Genomic DNA, 20,488 nt, shown 5'->3' on the forward strand with positions numbered 1-20,488 from the left:
GCTCTTTGCGCTCGTCGCGGCGCCGCCGTCCCGGAGTGCCGGATGCTTCCGCGACTCGGTGAACGGTACGGAGGGCACGGCCCGCGGGATCAGCCGCCGACGACCGCGCGGAGCGTCACGTACAGCAGCGACGGGCCGAGGAGGCAGCCGATGCCCGTGTAGAAGGTGGCCGTCATGGCGCCGTAGGGGACCAGGCGCTTGTCGGTGGCCGCCAGGCCGCCGGCCACCCCCGAGGTGGTGCCCAGCAGGCCGCCGAAGGCCATCGCCGACTTCGGGTTGTTCAGGCCGATGAGCGGGGCGATCAGTGGCGTTCCGACCATCACCACCACGGACTTCACCAGTCCCGCGGCGACGGACAGCGCTATCACGTCCGAGCTCGCCCCCACTGCCGTACCGGTCACGGGGCCGACGATGTAGGTGGCGGCCCCGGAGCCGATCGTCGCCAGGGACGCGGCGTCCGTGTAGCCGAAGAGGGCGGCGATGACCACGCCGACGACGAACGAGAGCACCACGCCCAGCACGATCGACAGCGCGCCGGAGAGTCCGGCCCGCTTGATCTCCTTGAGGTCGACGCCGTACGCGGTGGAGACGATGGCGAAGTCCCGCAGCATCGCGCCGCCCATCAGGCCGAGCCCGGAGAAGACGGCGAAGTCGGCGATCCCTTTCTCGCCGCCCGTCACGGTGCCGCCCCAGTAGGCGAGTACCAGGCCGAGCAGGATGGCGACGGCGGAGCCGTGCAGACGACCGCGGCTCAGCTTCTTCGACAGCCAACCGGAGACCAGCATCAGGCCGCCGACGAGTGCGAAGGCCACGACCAGGTCGTTCTCCTCGAAGACGGAGACGAGCGTGTCCACCTCAGACCTCCTGCTTCTCGTCGGCGTCCTGCGGCGGCAGCGGCTCGGCCGGGCTGCCTATTCGCGCCAGTACCGGTACGAGCGCCGCTCCGGCCACGACGGCGCCGAGCCCGGCGAGGATCGCCATCGGCCCGCCGGCGATCGCGCCGGCCACGTCCTGGGTTGCGGCCATGGCGACGACGATCGGGATGTACATCGCCGACCAGAAGAGCACCCCCTGCTCGGTCGGCTCGGGGAACTTGCCTCTGCCGCGGAGCCAGTGGGAGACGAGCACCAGCATGATCATGGCGAAGCCGACTCCGCCCACGTTGGCGTCGACCCCGACGGCGATACCGAGCACTTCGCCGACGAGCGTGCCCGCCAGCATGCACACCGCGAGCGCTGCCACTCCATAGAGAACCATCGTCTTCTCCACACTGAGAGACTTCAGAGGATGAGGGCCCACGAGGCCCGGTTCTGCTTGTTCTTCGCCTCGCTCGCGTCTCCCTCGTGGGGGCGTGAGCGGTGTCCTGCTGTCCGTGGGGAGGTCGCGTCCCCGACGTCGTGCCGTTCCGCTCGCCGGGTCAGGTGTCCGCAGGGGACGCCGGGGGCGTGAACAGGGATTCGTAGCGCTTGCGCAGTTCGGCCTTCTGCACCTTGCCCATGACGTTGCGCGGCAGTGCTTCGACGACGCGTACCGCCCGCGGATGCTTGAACCGCGCCAGGTCGCCGGCGACGAACTCGCGAAGTTCCTCGGCGGCGGGCTGCGCACCGGGCGTGGGGACGACGACGGCGACGACCGTCTCGCCGAAGTCCGGGTGGGGCACGCCGATCACGGCGGACTCCACCACCTCGGGATGGGCGTCGAGCAACTCCTCGATCTCCTTGGGGTAGACGTTGTATCCCCCGGTGATCACCAGGTCCTTGCCGCGGCCGACGAGGCACAGGTAGCCGTCCTCGTCGATGCGGCCGAGGTCGCCGGTGACGAAGAAGCCGTCCGCGCGGAACTCGGCGGCGGTCTTCTCGGGGAGGCGCCAGTAACCGGTGAAGACGTTCGGGCCGCGGACCTCGATGCTGCCCACTTCGCCGTCGGGCAGCGGCTCTCCGCTCTCGGCGTCCACCACGCGGATCTCCGTGCCGGGGAGCGGCTTGCCGACGGTGCCGGGCTTGCGCGGCCCGCCCTCGTACGGGTTGGTGGTGTTCATTCCCGTCTCGGTCATGCCGTACCGCTCGAGGATCGCGTGGCCGGTACGGGTCGCGAAGCTCTCGTGGTCGCCGGCGAGGAGGGGCGCGGAACCGGAGACGAAGAGCCGCATTCCGGCGCAGGTCTCCGCGGTGAGCCCCGGGTGCTTGAGCAGACGGGTGTAGAAGGTGGGTACGCCCATCAGCACCGTGGCCCGGGGCAGCAGGTCGACGATCGCGTCGGCGTCGAACTTCGGCAGGTAGTGCAGGGAGGCACCGGCCGTGAGGGCCATGTTCGCGGCGACGAAGAGCCCGTGGATGTGGAAGATCGGCAGGGCGTGGATGAGGCGGTCGTCGGCGGTGAACCGCCAGGAGTCGAGCAGCGCACGGCAGTTGGCGGCGAGGTTGCCGTGGGTGAGCACGGCTCCCTTGGAGCGCCCGGTGGTGCCCGAGGTGTAGAGGATCGCTGCGGGGTCGTCGGCCGATGCCTCGTACGTCTCCGTACGGCGGGCGTCGTCGTCGAGGAGGCTGCCGTCGCCGGAGACGCCCAGTGTCTCGATGACGAGGCCCTCTTGTGCACGCCGGGTGTGCTCCGTCTCGCGCTCCGGGGCGCACACCAGCACGCGGGGTTGGGCGTCGCCGAGGAAGTACCCGGTCTCGTTGCCGGTGTAAGCGGTGTTGAGGGGCAGGAAGACACCGCCCACCTGCAGGGTGGCCAGATACAGTGCGATCGCCTCCGGCGACTTGTGCACCTGGGCCGCGACTCGGTCCCCCGGCGCGACGCCGTCGGCGACGAGTCGGGCCGCTATGCGCTGGACCGTCTCCGCGGTCTTGCGGTAGGTGACGCCCCGCCCGTCGGGCAGCTCGAAGAGTGCCTTGTCCGGCCGCCGTTCCGCCTGTTCGACGAAGGACCGGTGGATGGTGGTGAAGGGTGACATCAGGGCGTTCCTTTCTCGCTCCCCGGTTCTGACGCGTGGGGTCGCGGGGGCTCGGTCTCCGGGAGGACGTCCTGCAACGGGCCGCCGAGCGCGACCGTGCGGCGGCGGACGAAGTCCTCGTGCTGACGCTCCAACCGGTCCGGTTCGTAGCGGTAGTTGACCATCGCGCCGTACGACTGTTCCCACGCCTCGGGCGAGGTGTTCGCCGGCCAGTTCAGCTTCCAGGCGGTGGCGCCGTTGCCGAGGTGGAACCGGGCGACCGCGTCGACGGGGCGGCCGTCCTCGCGACGTTCGCGCGCGATGTACCGGGCGAGGACCGGCAGCAGCATTGAGCGCATCCGTTCCAGGTCGGGCGGGGTGAGGGCGCGGGTTCCCGCTGACGCCTCCAACTCCGCGGCGAGCCGTTCGAGTTCGGGTTCGTGCTCGGCGTGCTTCAGCAGCCAGCGGCGGAACCCGGGGATCGGCGAGAGCGTGGCGAACTGCGTGAGGTGCGGGAGTTGCTCCCCCACCTGCTCGATGACCTGCTTGATGAGGAAGCTGCCGAAGGAGACGCCGGCGAGCCCGTCCAGCGCGTTGTTGATCGAGTACAGGGCCGCGGTGTCCGCGCTCGCGGGGTCGATCTCCGGGCCCGGGTCGAGCAACGGGGCGATGTGCTGGGGCAGTCCGCGTACCAGCGCGACCTCGACGAAGACCAGCGGCACGTCGCCGGTCGCCGGGTGGAAGAAGGCGAAGATGCGGCGGTCCGCCGGTTGCAGGCGGCGCCTGAGCTCCTCGTGGTCGGCCATCGGGTGGACCCGCTCGTGCTGGAGCAGGTGGGCGTGGAGGTCGGGGGGCGAGTCGGTGGTGACCTCGGCCATGCGGAGGAAGCCGCGGTTGAACCAGGAGGTGAGCAAGTGGAGGAAGTCGTGGTCCAGCGGGCGGAGTTCGGGGTGATCGTGCATCAGCCGGCGCAGGTCCGCGCGCATGTCGACGAGCGCGGGCGTCGCGTCGGGGGCGTGGTTCATGCGCCGGAGGAGCTGCTGGCGGGCGGGCTCGACGACGTCGAAGAGATGGACGAGTTCGGCCTCCCCGTGCAAGCCGGCCTGCCTGGCGCTCTCCCACCGGTGGAAGGCGGCGCGGACCTGGTCGGCGTCGACGTCGTAGGTACGGGTGACGTGGGCGAAGAAGGTCCGTCGGCCGTCGTCGTCGAGTGCGGCGTAGGCGGCGAGGGCGCGCGCTGCTACCGCGCGCATCGACGCCTCGCCGACGTCGCTCATCAACACCTCGCATGCGACGAGGAGTTGTTCAAGCGCGGAGTCCGGCTCGCCGGGCTCGGGTGCGCCGTCGCGCCGTCGTCCGAGAGCCTGGAACAGGTCGGCCAGCAGCCAACCGTCGTGCTGTTCCATCGCCGGTCCTCTCCCTGTCCTCGACCGCACAGGTCTGTGCATACATCAGCGGTTGTGATGTATATAACTGCGGCACCGTAGAACACGTGAGTCGGATCTTCCACCCCTGGGAGCCGGATAACCTGGGCGTTCGGAGGTGCACATGGCGCGAGTACCGGAAGCCGAACGTGTGCGGGACGCGCTCGAGAACGCCGTCATCAACGGTCGCTACCGTCCCGGTGAGAGGCTCGATCCCGCCCTGTTGGAGCGGGAGTTCGGCTGTTCCCGCACCCCGGTCCGGGAGGCGCTCCAGACGTTGCAGCGCTCCGGGCTCGTCCGGATCCGTCCCAAGCAGGGCACCTACGTCACGGAGCTGAGCGTCTCCGAACTAGGGGAACGCTTCGAGGTGATGGCCGAGTTGGAGGGGATGGCGGCGCGGCTCTCCGCCCGCCGTATCGCCCAGGAGGCCCTCGACGACCTCGCGCGCACGCTGCACGAGTGCGCCGAACACGCGGCGGCCGGCGACGCGGACCGGTACTACTACGCCAACGCCCGGTTCCACGACGTCGTCTACGACTCCTGCGGCAACGAGTACCTGCGCGAGCAGGCGCAGGCGCTCAAGCGAATACTTCAGCCGTACCGGCGGTTGCAGTTGCGCGTGCCCGATCGGATGCGCCGCTCGCTCGGGGAGCACCGGGAGATCGCTGCGGCCATTAGGGCAGGGGACGCGGAGGCTGCCGAGGACGCCGCTCGGGACCATGTGCTCGTGCAGGTGAAGGAGTTCAGCCAGCTCGTGCACACCTGGAAGCACCTCACCGAGCCGGTGGGGCGAGTGGAGTGAGGGGCGAGTTCGCAGGGGGAGCCGTGACGCTGGGGTGCGGGGGCGGTGCGGCTTCGGTCGGCGGGCAGCCGTTCGCAGTGGCGAGGTTCGTGGGGTGAGCGGTGGGTGTGGCGCTCACCGGCCTTCCAGTCAACCGGTGCGGGCGTCAGGTCTGTTGGTCGGCGGGCATGTGGGGGCTTTTCTGGGGCTTTTGCGCGTCAGGCGGGCGTAGGGCTGGGAGTTGGTCCGTTCGGCAGGCGGATTTTGCGATCGTCGACGTTCGCTTGCTCCAGGAATTGAGCGGTGCAGGTCCCGCCGGCGCGGCCTCGGTCGCCGGTTACCGCAGGCAGCGGGCGAGGGCCGCGGCTTCACCGACCAAGGGATGGGCGGCGAGTCCGGCCGCCTCCGCTGCGTCGAGGGCCCGGCGCAGAAGAGGGGCGTCGCGGGCCCGGGTGCACAGGACCAGTACGGACGGCAAGTACGCCTGCAATGCCGTTGGTTCGCGTGCGGGGTGAGCGTCGTCGAGCCAGGACGCGAGGGCGTCAGGGGACGCGGGCGGTGGAGGGCACGGCGTCGCCGTGTCGGTGCGCGGCTGCGGTGGGCGGGGGCGCTCCAGGAGGACGGCGGAGGCCAGAGCTGCTGCCAGCGTCGTGTGGTAGCAGGTGCCGAAGAGGTACGCGTCGGCGCGGTTGTGCCGCAACTCCTCCCATCGGGAGGGCATGTGGACGGGACTCGGCACTGCGCCGTCGGGTCGCTGAGCGGTGCGGAGGGTGTTCCACGCATACCGCGAGGCGGCGGCCGGGTCGGGGGCCCCGCCGAGCGCGGTTGTGCACAGGAGGAGCTCGGAGACGAGGTCGAGGCTGCCGCGGGCGAGGTGCACACCCAGCAGCGTGCGGACGCACTGGCGCAGTCGGGCCGGGTGGTGCTCCGCTGCGGGTGGGCCCGTCGTGGCGCCGAAGTCCGTTGTGTAGAAGAGGACATGGGTGAGCGCGTACGTCTCGTCGTCGTCGAGGTGGAGGACGTGCGGGCACTGCGCGGCGAGGGTCTGCGCGTACAGCTCCGCCGGCGTGGGGAGGGCCGGTGGGGCGGTGAATCCGCCGCGGTCGAGGAAGTAGCGGAGCTCCAGGCGGTTGAGTACGGGCTTGTAGGGCAGGTGGTGGCCGCCCGCGCCCGCCGCGACGAGCGACTGCGCCGCCGCGTGCAACTCCGGTTGGGGCCGACCGAGCGTGCCGAGAAGGCCCACGAGGTTGACGTGGTACGGCAGCAGCGCGTCGGCGCGACGGAGACCGGTCGCGAACTCGTCCTCGGCAACGGCCTCTTCCGCGAGATCGAGCGCTCGGCGGGCCAGCGCCTCTCCCCCGGTGAGAGCGCGGCTGCGCCGGAGGACGCGGACGAGGGCGAGAAGTTCGAGGAGCGGTCCGGGTCGGAACGGCCGAGCCGGCAGCAACTCCTCCCACCGCTGCGGACGAAACCACTCCGCATACCGCTCCAGCCAGCTCAGAGCCCGTGTCAACACCTCGACGGCGCATTCCCGCTCCGTGCGCTGCGCCGAGAACGAACCCGCGTGGGAAGGGAGTTGCGGCCACGAGGCGTGCGGCGGCGCCGTCACTTGCCGCTCCTCGTCCGCAACAGGATGAGGACGCCGCAAAGGATCGCACCCAGCGCCGCGAGATCGGCCCACCAGACCAGCAGGCCGTGCCCGCCGAGGAGGGTCTGCCTGGCGAGGTCCACGGCGTACGTCATCGGATTGAGGTGCATCACCGCCGCGAGCCAGACGGGGGCGTCCGCCGCGCTGAAGACCGAGCCCGAGAGGAAGAGCATGGGAAACATGGCGAGTTGCACCGTCGCCTGGAGGGTCTGCATTTGCTTGATCACCGTGGCGAGGCAGAGGCCGATGACGCTGAAGACGGTCGCGGCGAGCGCGTAGCACCCCACCGCGGCGGCGTACCGCACCGGTGTCAGCTCCAGCCCCATCAAAGGTGCGAAGGCGAGCATCAGCGCGCTCTGCACCGTGACCATCCCGGCCCCGGCTACGACCTTGCCGAGCGGCAGGCAGATCCGCGGCACGGGCGCGACGAGGAGCTCCCTGAGCACACCGAACTCCCGGTCCCAGGCGTAGGTCTGGCCGGAGGCGACACCGATGGAGACGACCTGGATGGCGACGATGCCGGGAAAGACGTACGCACTGAACGGCACACCGCCCACGCTTCCGATCATGCCGTCGAAGCCGACCGCGTAGACGAGGACGAAGAAGAGGATCTGCACGCCCTGGCTGAGGAGCACCCCGGGGCGTTTGACCTGGCGCAGCAGGTCACGGTGGGCGATCACGGCGACGGCCCGGAGCGAGACGGAGAGGACGGTCTCCTCGGCGGGCGCCGGTGCGGTGGTGGCGGTCATCGGGGGCTCGCACTCTCCTGTCCGGCCGCGGCGAGGTAGACGTCGTTGAGGGAGGGGTGGCGCACTGAGACGGTGAGCCCGGGAACATCGAGGACGCGGACCACCTCGGCGATCCTCGCCTCCGGTTCCGCGCAGTGCACCGCGAGGCCGCCCGCCTCGCTGAGCGTGGGGAACCCGGCTGCGCGCAACTGCCGTTCGGCGGTGCCGTGGTCGGCGGGGTCCGCGCAGGAGACGAGGATGCGGGAGGATGCGAGTCCGTCCTTGAGCTCTTCCGGACCGCCGCGCCTGACGACGCTGCCCTGCTGGAGGATGACGATCTCGTCGGCGTACTCGGCCTCGTCCATGTAGTGCGTGGAGTAGAGGACGGTGACGCCGAGTTCGGTGCGCAGCCTCAGCAGGTCCGTCCACACGGTGCTGCGGGCACTGGGGTCGAGGCCGTTGGTGGGCTCGTCGAGGATGATCAGGCCGGGGCGGTGCAGCAGGGCGCGGGCGATCTCCAACCGGCGGGAGAGGCCGCCGGAGAGCTGCTCGACCGGTTGGCGGCGGCGGTCCGCGAGATCGAAGAGGCCGAGCAGGAGGGCGATCCTGGACCGGGCGTCGGAGCGCGTCATCCCGAAGAGGCGGGCGTGGAACCAGAGATTGCGCTCGACCGAAAGCTCCTTGTCGAGCGTGCGCTCCTGGAAGACGAGGCCGAGCCGCCTCCGTGCGGCCATCGGCGCGGCGCCGACGTCGTGCCCGAAGATGCGGACCCGGCCCGCGTCGGGGCGGGAGGCCGTGGAGAGGACCCCGAGGAGACTGGACTTGCCCGCGCCGTTGGGGCCGAGGAGTGCGGTGATGCGCCCCGGCGGCGAATCGACGGAGACACCGGCGACGGCTGTCACCTTCCCGTAGCGGACGACGAGGTCCGCGACCTCGAACGCCGGTGCTGCCTCCACTGCTTCCTCCTTCTCGCCAGTCGGAACCCCCGGCTCGGACACCGCTGCCTGCCCCCTCACGCCAGCCCCAGGCAGCGGTCCCAGGCGAGCGGGGACGTGTTCGGAGGAAGGAGCGCGAGCGCCACCCCCGCCGCGCCCTCCAGCAACCCCGCCACGTTCAACGCGCGGTGCGGATCGGGAGAGCGGGCCGCGGCCGGGTGGCGCATGAGGTGGCGGAAGCCGAACGGCGCCGACTCGTCGGCGAGTTCGAGGACCCGGCGGCGTACGGGCTCGGCGCGGGCGGCGAGCTCTGCGTTGCCGGCCTCGTCCGCCACGCGCAGGACGATGCGGAGGAGACCCGCGAACCCGTGGCAGAGAGTCGGGCCCTCGATCGCCCACCTCGACGGGTCGCGCCGCAGGGCCGTCTCCAACGCGGTGACCGCTGCGCGACACCACGGCCGCTCGCCGAGCGCACACCCGGCGCGGTGGAGCGCGGCCGCGACGCCCGGAGTGCCGTAGCACCAGGCGGTACGGGTGAAGAGCGCCGAAGGGCGCTTCGACCTGGATGCCGTCTCGTCCTCGCGAGGCACACGGGCAGGCCAGTAGGGGCCGGCGTCGTCGTGGAGCGTCCAGCCGAGGAGCCACTCGGCGATGCGGCGCACGGCGTCGCGCGTGCCGGGGACCTCGCGCCCGGCGGTGCAGGATGCGGCGAGGACCGAGAGAGGGCCCGCAATGCCGTGCGCCATACCGAGGTTGAGGTCGCCGCGCGGATAGGTCCGGCGATCACGGTCGCTGACCTGGAGCTCGGCCGGGACCCACCAGCCGGGGAGCACGTCAGAGTCGACGTGGACCGGCTCGGTGAGACGGACGAGGTGGCGCAGCGAGGCGTCGAGCGCCGACTCGACCTCCGGGCTCACCTCCGCCGGGTCCGTCGCGGAGTCGAGGAGCAGTCTCGCCGTCCCCGAGATGCCGTTCACGAGGTCGTAGGCGCCCCAGCCGACGCCGGGTGTGCGGGCGCGGGCGTCGAAGGCGCGCAGCCTTGTCGCCTGGTCGTCGGCGACCCAGCGGGCGAGGCGCGAACGCAGCGTGGCGTAATGACCGTCGAGGCCTGCGCAGGTCTGGGCGGCGGCCAACAACGAGGCAGGACCGGAGAAGAGGCCGTGACTCGGCGACGTCGCCATCGCACCGGCGGCGGCCTGGAGGTGGCGGTGTGCCACGGTGCGCCACCGCTCGTCGGTGCGGGTGAGCTCGCCGTAGAGGAGCGCGGTGCCGGGGAGCCCGTTGGCGAGCGTCATCGGGCCCCACATGACGGCGTCGTAGACCGGGTCGCGGTTGTCGTCCCTGGAGGCCACGGCAGCGGTGTGCGCGGGATCGGCGAGGCGCTCGGCGACGAGGGAGACCGCCTCCGCCGCGCTGACGGTGCAGGTCCGCTTCATGCGTGGTGCCTCCGACGGTTGAGGTTGTCCTGGACGGCTCCGCGTGCGATGCCGAGCACCCTCGCCTCCTGGGCGCTGTCCCCGCCGAAGAGGCGGTTGCAGGTCATGTGGAGGAGGCTGCCGACTATGCGGCCCCGCGGCGTCGACGACGCCTCGCGAACACGCGAGGCGAGCCGCCGCACTGCCTCGTCGCGCGGCAGCAGGGCCTCGCGTATCCGCAGCCCCGTGCCGTCGCCGGCGAGCGCGGGGAAGCCGGCGTACGGGTCGACCAGGCGTCGCCACTGCCCGGCGCCCGGCCGGTACTCCTGGGGAAGGTCCCGGCGAGAGCCCGTCATGGAGAGCCATGCCGCAGCCGAGTCGTCCCCGAAGTCGCCCGTGAGGAGCGGGTCTTCGGGGTCCGGTGGGCCGAAGGCGTGAGCGAGGGAGGCGACGGAGACGGCGGCGAGGCTCTCCGCGTCGTGGCCGTTCTCCGGCTCCTTGGCGAGGCGGAGCAGTTCCAGCGCCGCCTCGCTGTCGTACCGGAAGACCTGCTCGGCGAGGTGTTGCGCCGTGGGGCCTCCGTACCGTTCCGTTTCCGGGTCGTACTGCGCCAGCGTGTGGCTGCGGACGAGACCGGCGCGCTGCCACTCCTCGAGCAGGGCGCCGACGGCCGGTGCCACCCGTCCCCACAGGCGGTCGGCGGATTCCGCGTAAAGGCGTACACGCAGGTGGTGCCCTGACGGGTCGGTGTAGCGGAGGAAGAACCAGCTCTCGGCTCCCTCCTCGCCGGCGAGGTTGACGAGCGCGGGCAGGTGGTCGCGGAGGAGTTCGTCCTGGCAGCGGGCGGGGCCGTGGAGCTTGAGGTAGAGCCAGTTGCCGCCGAGCCCGTGCACGGTGCGCTGCGGCTGGTGGTGCCCCGCGTACCCGCGCCGCGGGGGGACGTCGGGGCGGCGGGTGAGCGGGACGACCAACTCCGTCGTGTGTCCGGCGAAAGGGCTTTCCAACCAACCCTCGTGCTCTCCCGGGACCTCCTGCGCGATCAGTTCCGGGTTGCGGCAGAGCTGGTCGCGGAGGAGCTCGCGGTGCCAGGCATCGTCGAGGTCGAGCGTGAGTCGCTGGTCGGCTGCGACGGCGAGGACGAGCCGCGGCACCTGCCAGAACTCCTGCCACCGCGAGAGGGCCGCCTCCCAGCCCGCGTGCGACTCCTCGGCTGCCGCCCGCAGTTCGTCGAGCCGCCAGACGGCGCTGGCGAGGACGAAGCGGCCGTGGCGGACGCGCGGCACGAACGGCGCGTCGGCGAGCGGCCCCCAGTTCCACGGCTCCCACAGCCGCTGGCCCTCGAGCCCGATCTCCCACAACAGCCGTACCGCGTTGGGCGCTTGGGCCGGCGCGCTGACCATGTTGCCCAGAACGGGAGCGAGTTCGCGGCCCGTCGGCAGATGGACCGCCGTCATCCGCTCCAATGTCGCGCCGATACCGACCTCCGCCACCGGCAGCTCCTCGACGTCCCCCGCGTTCGGCACGCCGACCGAGACCCGCCTCCCGGTGCCGGGGACCGTGTGCGCGAGGTTGGCGGCCCGCCCACCGCGCGGCCGGAAGGCGAGGTCCACGGGGACGGCGCCCGCCACATGTGTGGGGACGTCACGGTCGAGCGCGGCGAAGCGGGCCCGCCACTCCGGGTCGAGGTCAGCGAAGCGTGCGAAAGTCGACCCGGCACGGTGGGAGCCCGGTGAGGGGGAGAGGAAGACGCGGAACTCGCCTTCGCCGAGCGCCTCGGCCCCCGGCGCCGTCACCTGGACGGTGACCTCGCACGAGGAGGGCAGGTCGGCAGGGTCCGCCGAGCCGCGCGCGAACTCTGCCAACTCGGCGTCGCTCAGCACGACTTCGCGAAGCCCGGCCCGTTGGGCACGGGCGACGAGGCGGGCCATCGCGCGGTCCCTGCCGAGCGAACGCGCGTCCTCGGGCGGTACTTCGGGGGCCTCGCTGTTGGGCCAGCCGTACCCGGCAGGGGCACCGAGGCCCGTCGCCTCGTCGAGGAGCTCCAGCACGGGGACGAGACGGTCGGCGCCGTAGACGTCGAGGAAGCGGCGGTGGTACTCGCGGAGGGCGAAGAGGCCGAGCTTGGGGCGGGAGAGGCGCCACATCACCTCGGCGGCGCGCTCGACCTCGGAGCGGACGACGTGCGGGAGCCGCAGCTCGGTGTCGAGCCGCGTGTCGATGTGGAGAGGAGTGTCGTCCGGCTCCGCCGCGCGAGCGGTGTCGAGGAGGTGCCGGAGCCGGCCCGCGCCGGCGCCGACGGGGAGCGCGTCGTACGCGTGCCGTGCGCCGTCGAGACGGTGCAGGGCAAGCCGCAGCTCCTCCGTCTCCTCCGATGTCCCGCCACCACCGGACGCGCGGTCGAGGACGTCGAGCAGGTGTCGGAGCGGGTCGCCGCCGTCGAGCGGCGGGCGGACCTCGGTGATCAGCAACTCCTCCCGGACCAGGGCGGCGAGGAGCGTACGCACGCGCTCGACCGGTACCCCGGGGAACGCCGCGGAGAGGTCCCCGACGAGCTCCCCGTAGGGCACGGGGCACCGCGCCTTCGCCACGGCCTCGGCGACGAGCGGTGTGCGCCGTACGGAGACCGTCGACCTGTCGGGTCCGTCGCCGCGCGGTGGGACGCCGCGGGTGGACGGGTAGGTGAGCACGAGGCGGTCGCCTCGCACCCGGAGCCCCTGATGTGCCTGGACATCGAGGCACGAGAGCACTGCCGCGTCCGCTTCCAGCCGGTTCCCCACTCTGGTGAGCCACTGCATGTCGACGTGCGTGCGCGTCCGGTGCGCCGGACCGCGTTCCGCCTTCGCCGTCGAGTCGAACGTCCCGACGGCGACCCCTGCGAAGAGGCCGAACGGCGTCGGACGGGTGCGCCTGCGTACGTCGTACCTGAGGACGGCCAGCGCCGCGCGGCGCAGGCGTGCGTCGGTGATCCCCTCCGCTCCGTGCGCGCGGACCCTGTGGACGAGCGAGGCGAGGCTGGGGGAGGCGAGGAGCAGCGCCTCGTGGAGTGCGGCGTCGTCCCCGGCGGACGCCAGCACCGCGGCGCACGCCTCCCGCTCGCGCGGTCCGCCCGCGTGCCCGGTGGGCAGCCCGGGCGCCTGCGGGTTCAGCGGGGACCTGCACAGGAAGAGGTCGGCCGCCCTGAAGAGATTGCCGCCGTCCCTGCGGTCCGTGTCCGAGATGCTCGGCTCCCCCATGTCTCCCCCTGGTCGATTGCTTCTGGTGCCCGGTCGCGGGCGGGTCGTGCCGGGAAGGGACGTGCGGTCCCTCCCCGGCACGGGCGTCAGCAGCAGTGGCTGCAGCCGGAGCCGCCGCCCTCACTGGTGCATCCCGGGGTGCAGTAGGAGATGCTGGTGACGGCCGGACCGGCCACCGACTTCTCCACACCGATCTCCAGGTCGAGGTCGAGCAGCCCCTCGTCGTTCCTCACGTCAGCGGGAGAGTTGATACCCACATCGGCCTCCTTCGTCGAGAACAGACAGGTGTGCACCGGATCGATCCGAGTTATACGCAAGCACGTCTGTGCCTCCCGACTCACCGGGTAGCTGGGGAAATGGCAGTGATGGCAGGTTCGTGGCAGGGGCGCACCCGAGGGGCGCGCGGCGGAGGCCGTGCCGCAACCTTCCTGGGGAATTGCGCAGACAACAGTGAACCGCGTCCGTCGGCAGCGCTACACACAAGATGTGTGTTCCGACGAGACTCTGCTGACCGCTGCCGCGCACGGCGACCAGTCGGCCCTGCGGGACCTGTACGAGAGACACGCTGCCGCCATGCTGCGCCTCATCCGTAGGCTCACCTCGGACCAGGGCGCCGCCGAGGAGATCCTCCAGGAGTCCTGGCTGGCCGTCTGGCGCTCCGCTACGGGTTTCCGAGGCGAATCCTCCGTGCGTAGCTGGCTGTTGGGCGTAGCACGGCGGCAGGCGCACAACCAGCTCCGCCGCTCCCGTCCCCGCTTCGCCGACCTCGCCGAGGCGTACGAGGTCCCCGACCCCGCCCCCGGCGTCGAGGAACAGGTCGTCGTCGCAGCCGAGCGCGACGCACTGCGCACGGCCGTCAGGGCCCTACCGGAACACCTGCGCGAAGTCCTCGCGCTCGTGCTTGTCGAAGACCTGGCCTACCCGGAGGTGGCGGAGGTGCTGGAGATCCCCGTCGGTACCGTCAAAAGCCGCATGTCGCACGCCCGCAAGCGGCTCGGCAACATGCTCGCCGCCACGCGGCTGGAAGGAACGGCGCGACGATGAAGCAACCACCCCACCTGGAGGACGACTCCCTCGCAGCCCTCGCCAAATCGACCGCGGACGGGGCGCGCCCCGCGCACCTGAGAGAGTGCGCCGCCTGCCGCAGTCGCCTCGCCTGGTGGCAGGGCGTCACCGATGCAGTCCGTACCGACGAAGCGGCGCGCAACGCAGCCGCACCCTCCTTCGACACCCTCATCGCCCCGGTCCTCACCCCGCAGACCGCGACGCAACCCCAGCCCGTCCTGTCGACGGCGCCCCACCGTCCGTCACCCGCGCGCACGCTCCGCCTCGCCGGACAACTCGTCCAACGCCAGACGAAGCTGCTCCCCCGGGCGTGGGCACCGCTCAGCGCGGTCGGCCTCCTCGCCGCCGCTCTGCTCGCACCGCTCCTCGGCGACCCGAGCACGACGCTCCGCGCCTTCTCCGCCGCCGCTGTCCTCGTCCTCCTGCTCGGCGCCCTCCTCGTCAGCTCCCCCAGAACCGACCCGAGACACGAGCTGATGCACACCCTCCCGACCTCGCCGACGAGCGTCTTCCTCGCCCGCACCACAGCCGTCCTCACCCTCGACCTGCTACTCGCGCTCGGCTGCTCCGCGCTCCTCGGCGACCTCGGCTGGTGGACGGCCGTCTCCGGCTGGCTCGGGCAGGGCCTCCTCGCCTCCACCGCTGCGCTCGCCCTCTCCCTCCGGCTCGGCGCCGCCACCGGAGCCTCGGCCGGTGCGGCGATCTGGTTGCTGAGCGTCCTGACCGGACCCGACGGCCTCCTCACAAGCCCCCTCGCCGTCGTCCTCAACCCGCTCCTGACGACCTCCTGGTGGACGCTCGCCCTCTCCGCGCTCCTCCTCGGCTGGGCCGTGCGCCAGGTCCGCCGCTCCCCCGACGCCGTCGCCGAACCCGCGTGAACCGCCCGCCGCCCAGCCGCTACGTACACGCACGTACCGCCTCCCGTGCCCGGCTCCCCCCGTTACCGGCAGGGGAGGCGGTACCTCCCACCAGCCACCGACCGCGCCGAGAGGGGGCAACAGCCATGCGCACCGCATCCAACACCGCACCGCCGCAGGCGTCTTGGGCCCAGGAAGCTCGTCGCTGCGGGAGAACCGCGCTCCTGCTGCCCGCGCTCGCCGCCGTCGCCGCGTTCGCCGCCTTCTCGGCGGGGCCACCGGAAGGGACCCTTCCCGGACGCCTCGTGCTCGAGTGCGCCCTGCCCGTCGCGACCGCACTCGCCTGCGCCACCGTGGTCGTACGCGAACCCATGGCCGAGCTCCACCTGACGCTGCCCACCGGCTACCCCCGCACGGTCACCCGCCGCCTGGCCCTCGTCGGTGCCGCCTCGGCCGTCTCCGCGCTGCTCCTCGTCGCAGGCCTTCTGGCCACGGGAAGTTCCCCGGCGCCTGCCGCGACTCTCTCCGAACTCCTCGCCCTCACGGTTTTGTTGAGCGGAACCGCCGTCTGGTCCGCCGTACGCCTCGGCTCGGGTGCCGCCGCCACCGGAACGGTCGCCGCCGTCGTCCTGGCCAAGGTCCTCCTCCTCGACCAGGCCCTCCCGCAGGCCACCGTCCAAGCGCCCTGGGCGCTTCTCGCAGGCGGCGTCCTCTTCCTGTTCGCGCTGCGCACCCTCGCCGACGCCGAGCGCTCCGCCCTGCGCCTGCTGGAGGTCTGATGAACGCGCTGCTGTGCACCGTGCGCTACGAGGCGCTCATGGCGGTACGACGCAAGGCGGTCCTCGGCACCGTCGTCCCGCTCACCGCACTCAGCCTGCTCCTCGCCGTCACCTCGCCCGTCGTCACCGGCCACACCGACCCGACGGCCCGCGTCGGCGCCGTCGTGGTGCTGGTCAACACTTTCTGCGCCCTCGGCGTCGGCATCGCCCTCGCCGACCGGCTCCGCAGAGGCATGGAGACACGCGGCCTCGCCGACGTGCTGGAGGCGACCCCCACCGCCGCTCTCGCGCGCAGTCTCGGCGCCTCGCTCGGGCCGTTGCTCACCGCGCTCACGCCGGTCGCCGCACCCCTTTTGCTCTTCGGCGCCGTCGTCGCTGCTGCCGCCGCCTCGATCGTGCCGTTGGTCGCCACCCTCGCCGCGCTCGTCACCGCCGTACTCCCGGCCGCGCTCCTCGCCGCCTCGCTCGGCGGGCTGCTCGGCGCGCTGATGCCGGTAGCGGCCGCGCGCGGCGTCCTCGTCGCCGCGTGGCTGTGGGCCGTCCAGCTCCCGCCCTCGCTCTCGCCCGTCCCCACACCCACGGGCACCGTGTTCAGCCCGCTCGGCGGATATCCGCTCGTGGCCTGGGCCCACGCCCCGGAGGTCTGGGCACGCCGCGAGAGCACCGGCTTCGCGCGTCCCGAAGTGACCGACACGACAGCCCTGTTGAACCTGGCCCTCGTGCTGGCGCTCGCCCTCGCCTGCTACGCCCTCGGCCACCTCGCCACCCGACTGCGACGACACGGAGCGCCATGAACATCACCACCCGCCGACTCGCCAAGGTCTACCGCGGCGGACACCGGGCACTCGACGACGTCGACCTCCACGTCGAAGGCGGCACCGTCGGGCTCCTCGGTGCCAACGGAGCGGGTAAGACCACACTCCTGCGCGTCCTCACCGGCATCCTGCGCCCGACCTCCGGCACCGTCGAGGTCGCCGGGCACGATCTCGCGACAACCGCGGGCCGTACCGCGGTGAAACGCACACTCGGTTACCTTCCGCAGGAGCTCTCCCTCTACCCGGACCTGACGGCACGCGAGTTCCTCGACTACATCGGCGTGCTCAAGGGGCTCGACGACAAGCGCGAGCGTCGCAGACAGGTCGAGGAACACCTCGGTGACGTCGGCCTGGAGGACGCCGCGGGACGCCGCCTCTCCGGTTTCTCCGGTGGCATGAAACGCAGAGTCGGCATCGCCCAGGCCCTCATGGGCGAACCGACCGTACTCGTCGTCGACGAACCGACCACGGGCCTCGACCCGCACGAGCGCATGCGGTTCCGCAGGCTGCTCGCCGGGCTCGGACGGGGGCGCACCGTGCTTCTCTCCACCCACATCCTCGACGACGTCGCACAGACCTGCCGCGAGGTCGCCGTACTCGATGCGGGGCGGCTCCTCTTCCACGACACCACGGCCGCGCTCGTGAGCCAGGCGGCCGGGCGCACTTGGGCCGTCACCGCGACAGAGGTCGGCGGCGGTCCGCCTCCGGAAGCAGACGTCGTCAGCGCGGCCACGACCTCGGCAGGCGCCGAGTACCGGATGGTTGCCGACGCCGCCCCGGCCGGCGGCCGACCAGCCGAACCCACCCTGGAGGACGGCTACGCCGCTCTCCTCCGCGACCACGCCCCCACCCGAGCTCACGCCACGGCAGGCCACAGCACGGCCCGGTCCACAGCAGAACCACCTTCACACGAGAGGAAGTAACCACGATGAGCCCCGCGGCCCCACCCGCTGCAGCTCCGCGCGCCGAATTGCGTACGCACACCAGGCGCCACGGCGCACTTCTCGGCGCGGCCCTCGCCGCGTTGGTACTCGCCGGCACCGCCGGCTGCAAGGGCGAAGGGCGCGCCGACCCAGCCACCACCGATCCGGCACCGTTGCCGAGCCCCACGAGCACAAAACAGGAGATCGGCGAAGAGAACTTCGCCTACACCTGGCCGTTCACCGTCCCCCGTGGCACAGCCGAGTGCCGCGACGGTGACAAGGCCGTCTTCACCGTGCAGGGAGGCACGACCTATGCGCTCAACGACCGTGCACGCCAAGCCGGTTACCCGGATGTCGGGCCCATCCGTGCCTCGGGGAGCGGTGGCGGGGATATCAGCCTCGGCACTGTGCTGAGCCGCGCCCTGAAGCTCTGCAACCCGTAGCGCAGGGGACGGCGCGGGCTCTCTCGGCCTAGCGCCGGCTCCCCAGCATGGTTTCAGCCCACCGGTAGAGGCCGCGGGACAAACCTCAGGGAGAACCGTAAGCACAACGGGGGAGATCCAACTTGTTCGAGCAAGCGGGCTCCAGGACGGAGCCCGGGCGTCAGGTCATCGCCCACCACGCACTCCGCGAGCTACTCGACTCGCCCCACACACCACTCGGCAGACTCCGGGCCCAGCTCCCCGACATCCGCTTCGTCGCCTATCGGGACCTCGCCGCAGAGACGTCAGTCCTCACCCGGCCGTTGCTGATGCCGTCGACGACCGAATTCCAGAACGAGGAGTTGCGTGCCGTCCGTCTCAACCAGGCCACCGCACTGATTGTCGCCGTCACGCACGATGTCTCCGGGCATCAGGCATACCACGCCATACGTTCGGGCGCCGACCTCGTCTTCAACCTTGCCAACCCCAGCCGGGAGCAGCTCGATGCCGTCTGCGCACGGTGCGTGAGCCATAGTTCCGCCGTGGTCGGTCTGAGTCAGCACAGCCGTTCTTCCTCCGTCGAGGCCGCTGGTGAAGTGCGACCCGACGGCCATCCCGGTCCGTACGACGAGGAATTGTTGAGACTGCTGGGCACCTCGCTGACGGTCTCCGAGATCGCCCGGCGCTTCTACTGTTCCGAGCGCACCATGTACCGCCGCATCCGTCACCTCTACGACGCCTTCGGTGTCTCCCGCAGATCGGAGCTGATGGCGGCGGTCTCCAGGGCCAACGGACGACCGAACGTCGTTGCCGGGCGCAATCTCTCGTCCAGCGACGCCAGTTGACGATGCGCTCGGCCGTGCCGGCCCCCGGGATCTGCTCGACTCCGGGGGCTCGTGCACGAGCATCAGCGGATGCGTGCGTCGGCTGACTCCACAAGGCGGAAGAAGCCCTGCTCGAGGTCCCCGTCCGGTGCGAGTCCGGCCAATGCTCCCTCGTACCGCGTACGGCCTTCGACGAGGACCTGCACCCGGTCGCATACCTGGGCAACCTCCGCGAGCTGGTGGCTGGCGAGAAGAACGGCCACGCCCTCGTCGGCGAGGGCCCGGATGATGCCGCGCATCTCCTTGATGCCTACGGGGTCCAGTCCGTTCGTCGGCTCGTCGAGGAGGAGAAGGCGAGGGCGGGCGAGGAGCGCCACGGCGATCCCGAGGCGCCAGCGCATACCGAGCGAATACGCTCCGACGCGCCTGCCGCCCACCCCGTCCATCTTCACCGTCTGCAGTGCGGGGGCGATCCATTCCTCCGGGACGCCGCGGAGCCGGGCGTGCACCTTCATCGTCTCGGCAGCCGTCAACGTGGGCCACAGTCCCGGTACTTCGATGAGGGCTCCGACCTGCGCGAGGGACTCCCGACCGACGGGGCGGCCGAAGATTTCGATCGTTCCCGACGAGGGCCGCTGAAGACCCAGCATCGCCTTCATCAGGGTTGTCTTGCCGGCGCCGTTAGGGCCGAGGAGGCCGTAGACCTCCCCTGTCTCCACCGACAGATCGACACCGTCGAGGGCACGGTGCGAGCCGTAGTGCTTGTGGAGGCCACGGATGGTGAGCGCCGTACGCTCGGTCGGCGTCGAGGGCGCGGTGTCTGTCTGTTGTGCTCCGGGCATCTCAGATCTCCTTGCGGCTCATGTGGACTCGTCCGACGACGATCAGGACCGCCGTCAGTGCAGCCGCGAGCCCGAGCGCGAGGGGGATGGCTGACGGATCTCTCACCGGGCTGTCCTCGGGAAGGGGAACGCCGTTCGGGCCGATGCCGGCGAGCGGCAGCACGACGCGCATCGGCCAGGCGAAGGGGACTGCGAACCAGAAGACCTTGTCGGAGACGAGCGCACCGCAGAGGAGCCCGGCCACACCGATTCCGATGCTCGGTCCCATGCCCCATACGACCGCGCAGAGCACGGCGAGGGCCGTCATGGAGAGCCCGACCAGCCACGGCAGGTAGACCGCGGGCAGGACCGTCCCCATCGCTTCGGGGAACGCGCCGGCGAGGGCGGCGCCGAGCGCCAGCATGAGCAGCAGGACCGTGGAGGAGACGAAGCCGAGGACGCCGAGGGCTGCGACCTTGCCGACGAAGTAGCGGCCGCGCGGGACGCCGTACGAGAGCAGCAGGCGCCACGCGTCCTGGTCGGCCCGGACGGAGAGGGCGGCGGCCAGGCCCGCAGTCATCGGGACGAGCACGCCCCAGAACTCCAGGGTCACGTTCTGGAAGACCTCGAACGTTCGCCCTGCCTTCGCCTCGGAGGAGCCGAGCGAGCCGAGGAACAGCGGCACCGTGATGATCACGGGGGCTAGGAGGTGGTACCAGAGGAGGAAGCCGCGGCGATGGCGGATGAGCTCCGTGCCGACGACCGTCACCAGCGACGGTGCGTCGCGACCGCGTGCAAGCGGTGGGGCCGACGTTTCGACTGTCATGCGATCTCCCGGGGACCGGTTCGGTGGACGGGGGGTACGTAGCGTTCCGGTGGATCGCGG

Annotated in this window: 20 protein-coding genes; 8 read left to right on the forward strand and 12 right to left on the reverse strand. The window is 71.5% G+C overall.

Annotated features, from left to right (window positions below):
* Positions 1-89 precede the first annotated feature (89 nt).
* The 4 genes from madM to F603_RS0119375 all read right to left on the reverse strand — a co-directional run bounded on the left by madM (position 90) and on the right by F603_RS0119375 (position 4,338).
* Positions 90-854 carry a malonate transporter subunit MadM gene (gene madM, locus F603_RS0119360; protein ID WP_019547634.1) on the reverse strand — a complete coding sequence of 255 codons (765 nt, stop codon included), beginning with the start codon at positions 852-854 and terminating at the stop codon, positions 90-92.
* A 1-nt stretch (position 855) separates the two neighbouring features.
* Positions 856-1,257 carry a malonate transporter subunit MadL gene (gene madL / locus F603_RS0119365; RefSeq protein WP_026328559.1) on the reverse strand — a complete coding sequence of 134 codons (402 nt, stop codon included), beginning with the start codon at positions 1,255-1,257 and terminating at the stop codon, positions 856-858.
* Positions 1,258-1,417: 160 nt separating this feature from the next.
* On the reverse strand, positions 1,418-2,953 hold the full coding sequence (locus F603_RS0119370) for an AMP-binding protein (protein ID WP_019547636.1): 1,536 nt from the start codon (positions 2,951-2,953) through the stop codon (positions 1,418-1,420).
* The gene (locus F603_RS0119375; protein WP_019547637.1) at positions 2,953-4,338 is read right to left on the reverse strand and encodes a malonyl-CoA decarboxylase domain-containing protein; all 1,386 of its coding nucleotides are present in this window, start codon (positions 4,336-4,338) and stop codon (positions 2,953-2,955) included. Before F603_RS0119375 ends, F603_RS0119370 begins: the two co-directional genes overlap by 1 nt.
* Before the next feature lie 142 nt (positions 4,339-4,480).
* Between F603_RS0119375 and F603_RS0119380 the strand changes: the two genes are divergently transcribed.
* Complete coding sequence (locus F603_RS0119380; RefSeq protein WP_019547638.1) at positions 4,481-5,158, forward strand: GntR family transcriptional regulator; 678 nt, start codon at positions 4,481-4,483, stop codon at positions 5,156-5,158.
* A 316-nt stretch (positions 5,159-5,474) separates the two neighbouring features.
* Here the strand turns inward: F603_RS0119380 and F603_RS0119385 are convergent, their stop codons facing one another.
* The 6 genes from F603_RS0119385 to F603_RS34750 form a co-directional block, all read right to left on the reverse strand.
* Complete coding sequence (locus F603_RS0119385; RefSeq protein ID WP_019547639.1) at positions 5,475-6,746, reverse strand: DUF6895 family protein; 1,272 nt, start codon at positions 6,744-6,746, stop codon at positions 5,475-5,477.
* Positions 6,743-7,534, reverse strand: a complete 792-nt coding sequence (locus F603_RS0119390; RefSeq protein ID WP_019547640.1) for an ABC transporter permease — start codon at positions 7,532-7,534, stop codon at positions 6,743-6,745. The genes F603_RS0119385 and F603_RS0119390 overlap by 4 nt, the downstream gene beginning before the upstream one ends.
* On the reverse strand, positions 7,531-8,469 hold the full coding sequence (locus tag F603_RS0119395) for an ABC transporter ATP-binding protein (protein WP_019547641.1): 939 nt from the start codon (positions 8,467-8,469) through the stop codon (positions 7,531-7,533). The genes F603_RS0119390 and F603_RS0119395 overlap by 4 nt, the downstream gene beginning before the upstream one ends.
* Before the next feature lie 56 nt (positions 8,470-8,525).
* On the reverse strand, positions 8,526-9,884 hold the full coding sequence (locus F603_RS0119400) for a lanthionine synthetase C family protein (RefSeq protein WP_019547642.1): 1,359 nt from the start codon (positions 9,882-9,884) through the stop codon (positions 8,526-8,528).
* Entirely contained in the window at positions 9,881-13,096 is a 3,216-nt protein-coding gene (locus F603_RS0119405; protein ID WP_019547643.1) for a lantibiotic dehydratase, read from the reverse strand. The genes F603_RS0119400 and F603_RS0119405 overlap by 4 nt, the downstream gene beginning before the upstream one ends.
* An 86-nt stretch (positions 13,097-13,182) precedes the next feature.
* Positions 13,183-13,353, reverse strand: a complete 171-nt coding sequence (locus tag F603_RS34750) for a gallidermin/nisin family lantibiotic (protein WP_019547644.1) — start codon at positions 13,351-13,353, stop codon at positions 13,183-13,185.
* A 229-nt stretch (positions 13,354-13,582) separates the two neighbouring features.
* Here F603_RS34750 and F603_RS0119415 point away from each other — a divergent pair, with 229 nt between their 5' ends.
* The 7 genes from F603_RS0119415 to F603_RS0119445 all read left to right on the forward strand — a co-directional run bounded on the left by F603_RS0119415 (position 13,583) and on the right by F603_RS0119445 (position 18,802).
* Complete coding sequence (locus F603_RS0119415; RefSeq protein WP_019547645.1) at positions 13,583-14,140, forward strand: RNA polymerase sigma factor; 558 nt, start codon at positions 13,583-13,585, stop codon at positions 14,138-14,140.
* Entirely contained in the window at positions 14,137-15,039 is a 903-nt protein-coding gene (locus F603_RS0119420; RefSeq protein ID WP_019547646.1) for a hypothetical protein, read from the forward strand. The genes F603_RS0119415 and F603_RS0119420 overlap by 4 nt, the downstream gene beginning before the upstream one ends.
* Positions 15,040-15,164: 125 nt before the next feature.
* Positions 15,165-15,797, forward strand: a complete 633-nt coding sequence (locus F603_RS0119425; RefSeq protein ID WP_019547647.1) for a hypothetical protein — start codon at positions 15,165-15,167, stop codon at positions 15,795-15,797.
* The gene (locus F603_RS0119430) at positions 15,797-16,591 is read left to right on the forward strand and encodes a hypothetical protein (RefSeq protein WP_019547648.1); all 795 of its coding nucleotides are present in this window, start codon (positions 15,797-15,799) and stop codon (positions 16,589-16,591) included. Before F603_RS0119425 ends, F603_RS0119430 begins: the two co-directional genes overlap by 1 nt.
* The gene (locus F603_RS0119435; RefSeq protein ID WP_019547649.1) at positions 16,588-17,535 is read left to right on the forward strand and encodes an ABC transporter ATP-binding protein; all 948 of its coding nucleotides are present in this window, start codon (positions 16,588-16,590) and stop codon (positions 17,533-17,535) included. The genes F603_RS0119430 and F603_RS0119435 overlap by 4 nt, the downstream gene beginning before the upstream one ends.
* 5 nt (positions 17,536-17,540) lie before the next feature.
* On the forward strand, positions 17,541-17,978 hold the full coding sequence (locus F603_RS32445; protein ID WP_019547650.1) for a DUF2511 domain-containing protein: 438 nt from the start codon (positions 17,541-17,543) through the stop codon (positions 17,976-17,978).
* A gap of 122 nt (positions 17,979-18,100) precedes the next feature.
* Positions 18,101-18,802, forward strand: a complete 702-nt coding sequence (locus F603_RS0119445; RefSeq protein ID WP_019547651.1) for a helix-turn-helix transcriptional regulator — start codon at positions 18,101-18,103, stop codon at positions 18,800-18,802.
* A 62-nt stretch (positions 18,803-18,864) separates the two neighbouring features.
* Here F603_RS0119445 and F603_RS0119450 read toward each other — a convergent pair whose 3' ends face one another.
* Both F603_RS0119450 and F603_RS0119455 read right to left on the reverse strand, forming a co-directional pair.
* The gene (locus tag F603_RS0119450; RefSeq protein WP_019547652.1) at positions 18,865-19,623 is read right to left on the reverse strand and encodes an ABC transporter ATP-binding protein; all 759 of its coding nucleotides are present in this window, start codon (positions 19,621-19,623) and stop codon (positions 18,865-18,867) included.
* Position 19,624: 1 nt separating this feature from the next.
* A complete protein-coding gene (locus tag F603_RS0119455) occupies positions 19,625-20,428 on the reverse strand; it encodes a lantibiotic immunity ABC transporter MutE/EpiE family permease subunit (protein WP_019547653.1) in 804 nt (267 codons plus the stop codon).
* Positions 20,429-20,488: the final 60 nt, after the last annotated feature.

The organism is Streptomyces sulphureus DSM 40104 (genome assembly GCF_000381025.1).
Classification (GTDB): domain Bacteria; phylum Actinomycetota; class Actinomycetes; order Streptomycetales; family Streptomycetaceae; genus Streptomyces; species Streptomyces sulphureus.

Bases quoted from the DNA above. Each gene is read 5' to 3' on its own strand.
- F603_RS0119430 (WP_019547648.1), top strand. From the start codon at position 15,797: ATGAACGCGCTGCTGTGCACCGTGCGCTACGAGGCGCTCATGGCGGTA.
- F603_RS0119450 (WP_019547652.1), bottom strand. From the start codon at position 19,623: ATGCCCGGAGCACAACAGACAGACACCGCGCCCTCGACGCCGACCGAG.
- F603_RS0119425 (WP_019547647.1), top strand. From the start codon at position 15,165: ATGCGCACCGCATCCAACACCGCACCGCCGCAGGCGTCTTGGGCCCAG.
- F603_RS0119375 (WP_019547637.1), bottom strand. From the start codon at position 4,338: ATGGAACAGCACGACGGTTGGCTGCTGGCCGACCTGTTCCAGGCTCTC.
- F603_RS0119420 (WP_019547646.1), top strand. From the start codon at position 14,137: ATGAAGCAACCACCCCACCTGGAGGACGACTCCCTCGCAGCCCTCGCC.
- F603_RS32445 (WP_019547650.1), top strand. From the start codon at position 17,541: ATGAGCCCCGCGGCCCCACCCGCTGCAGCTCCGCGCGCCGAATTGCGT.
- madL (WP_026328559.1), bottom strand. From the start codon at position 1,257: ATGGTTCTCTATGGAGTGGCAGCGCTCGCGGTGTGCATGCTGGCGGGC.
- F603_RS0119400 (WP_019547642.1), bottom strand. From the start codon at position 9,884: ATGAAGCGGACCTGCACCGTCAGCGCGGCGGAGGCGGTCTCCCTCGTC.
- F603_RS0119380 (WP_019547638.1), top strand. From the start codon at position 4,481: ATGGCGCGAGTACCGGAAGCCGAACGTGTGCGGGACGCGCTCGAGAAC.
- F603_RS0119405 (WP_019547643.1), bottom strand. From the start codon at position 13,096: ATGGGGGAGCCGAGCATCTCGGACACGGACCGCAGGGACGGCGGCAAT.
- F603_RS0119390 (WP_019547640.1), bottom strand. From the start codon at position 7,534: ATGACCGCCACCACCGCACCGGCGCCCGCCGAGGAGACCGTCCTCTCC.
- F603_RS0119435 (WP_019547649.1), top strand. From the start codon at position 16,588: ATGAACATCACCACCCGCCGACTCGCCAAGGTCTACCGCGGCGGACAC.
- F603_RS0119455 (WP_019547653.1), bottom strand. From the start codon at position 20,428: ATGACAGTCGAAACGTCGGCCCCACCGCTTGCACGCGGTCGCGACGCA.
- F603_RS0119370 (WP_019547636.1), bottom strand. From the start codon at position 2,953: ATGTCACCCTTCACCACCATCCACCGGTCCTTCGTCGAACAGGCGGAA.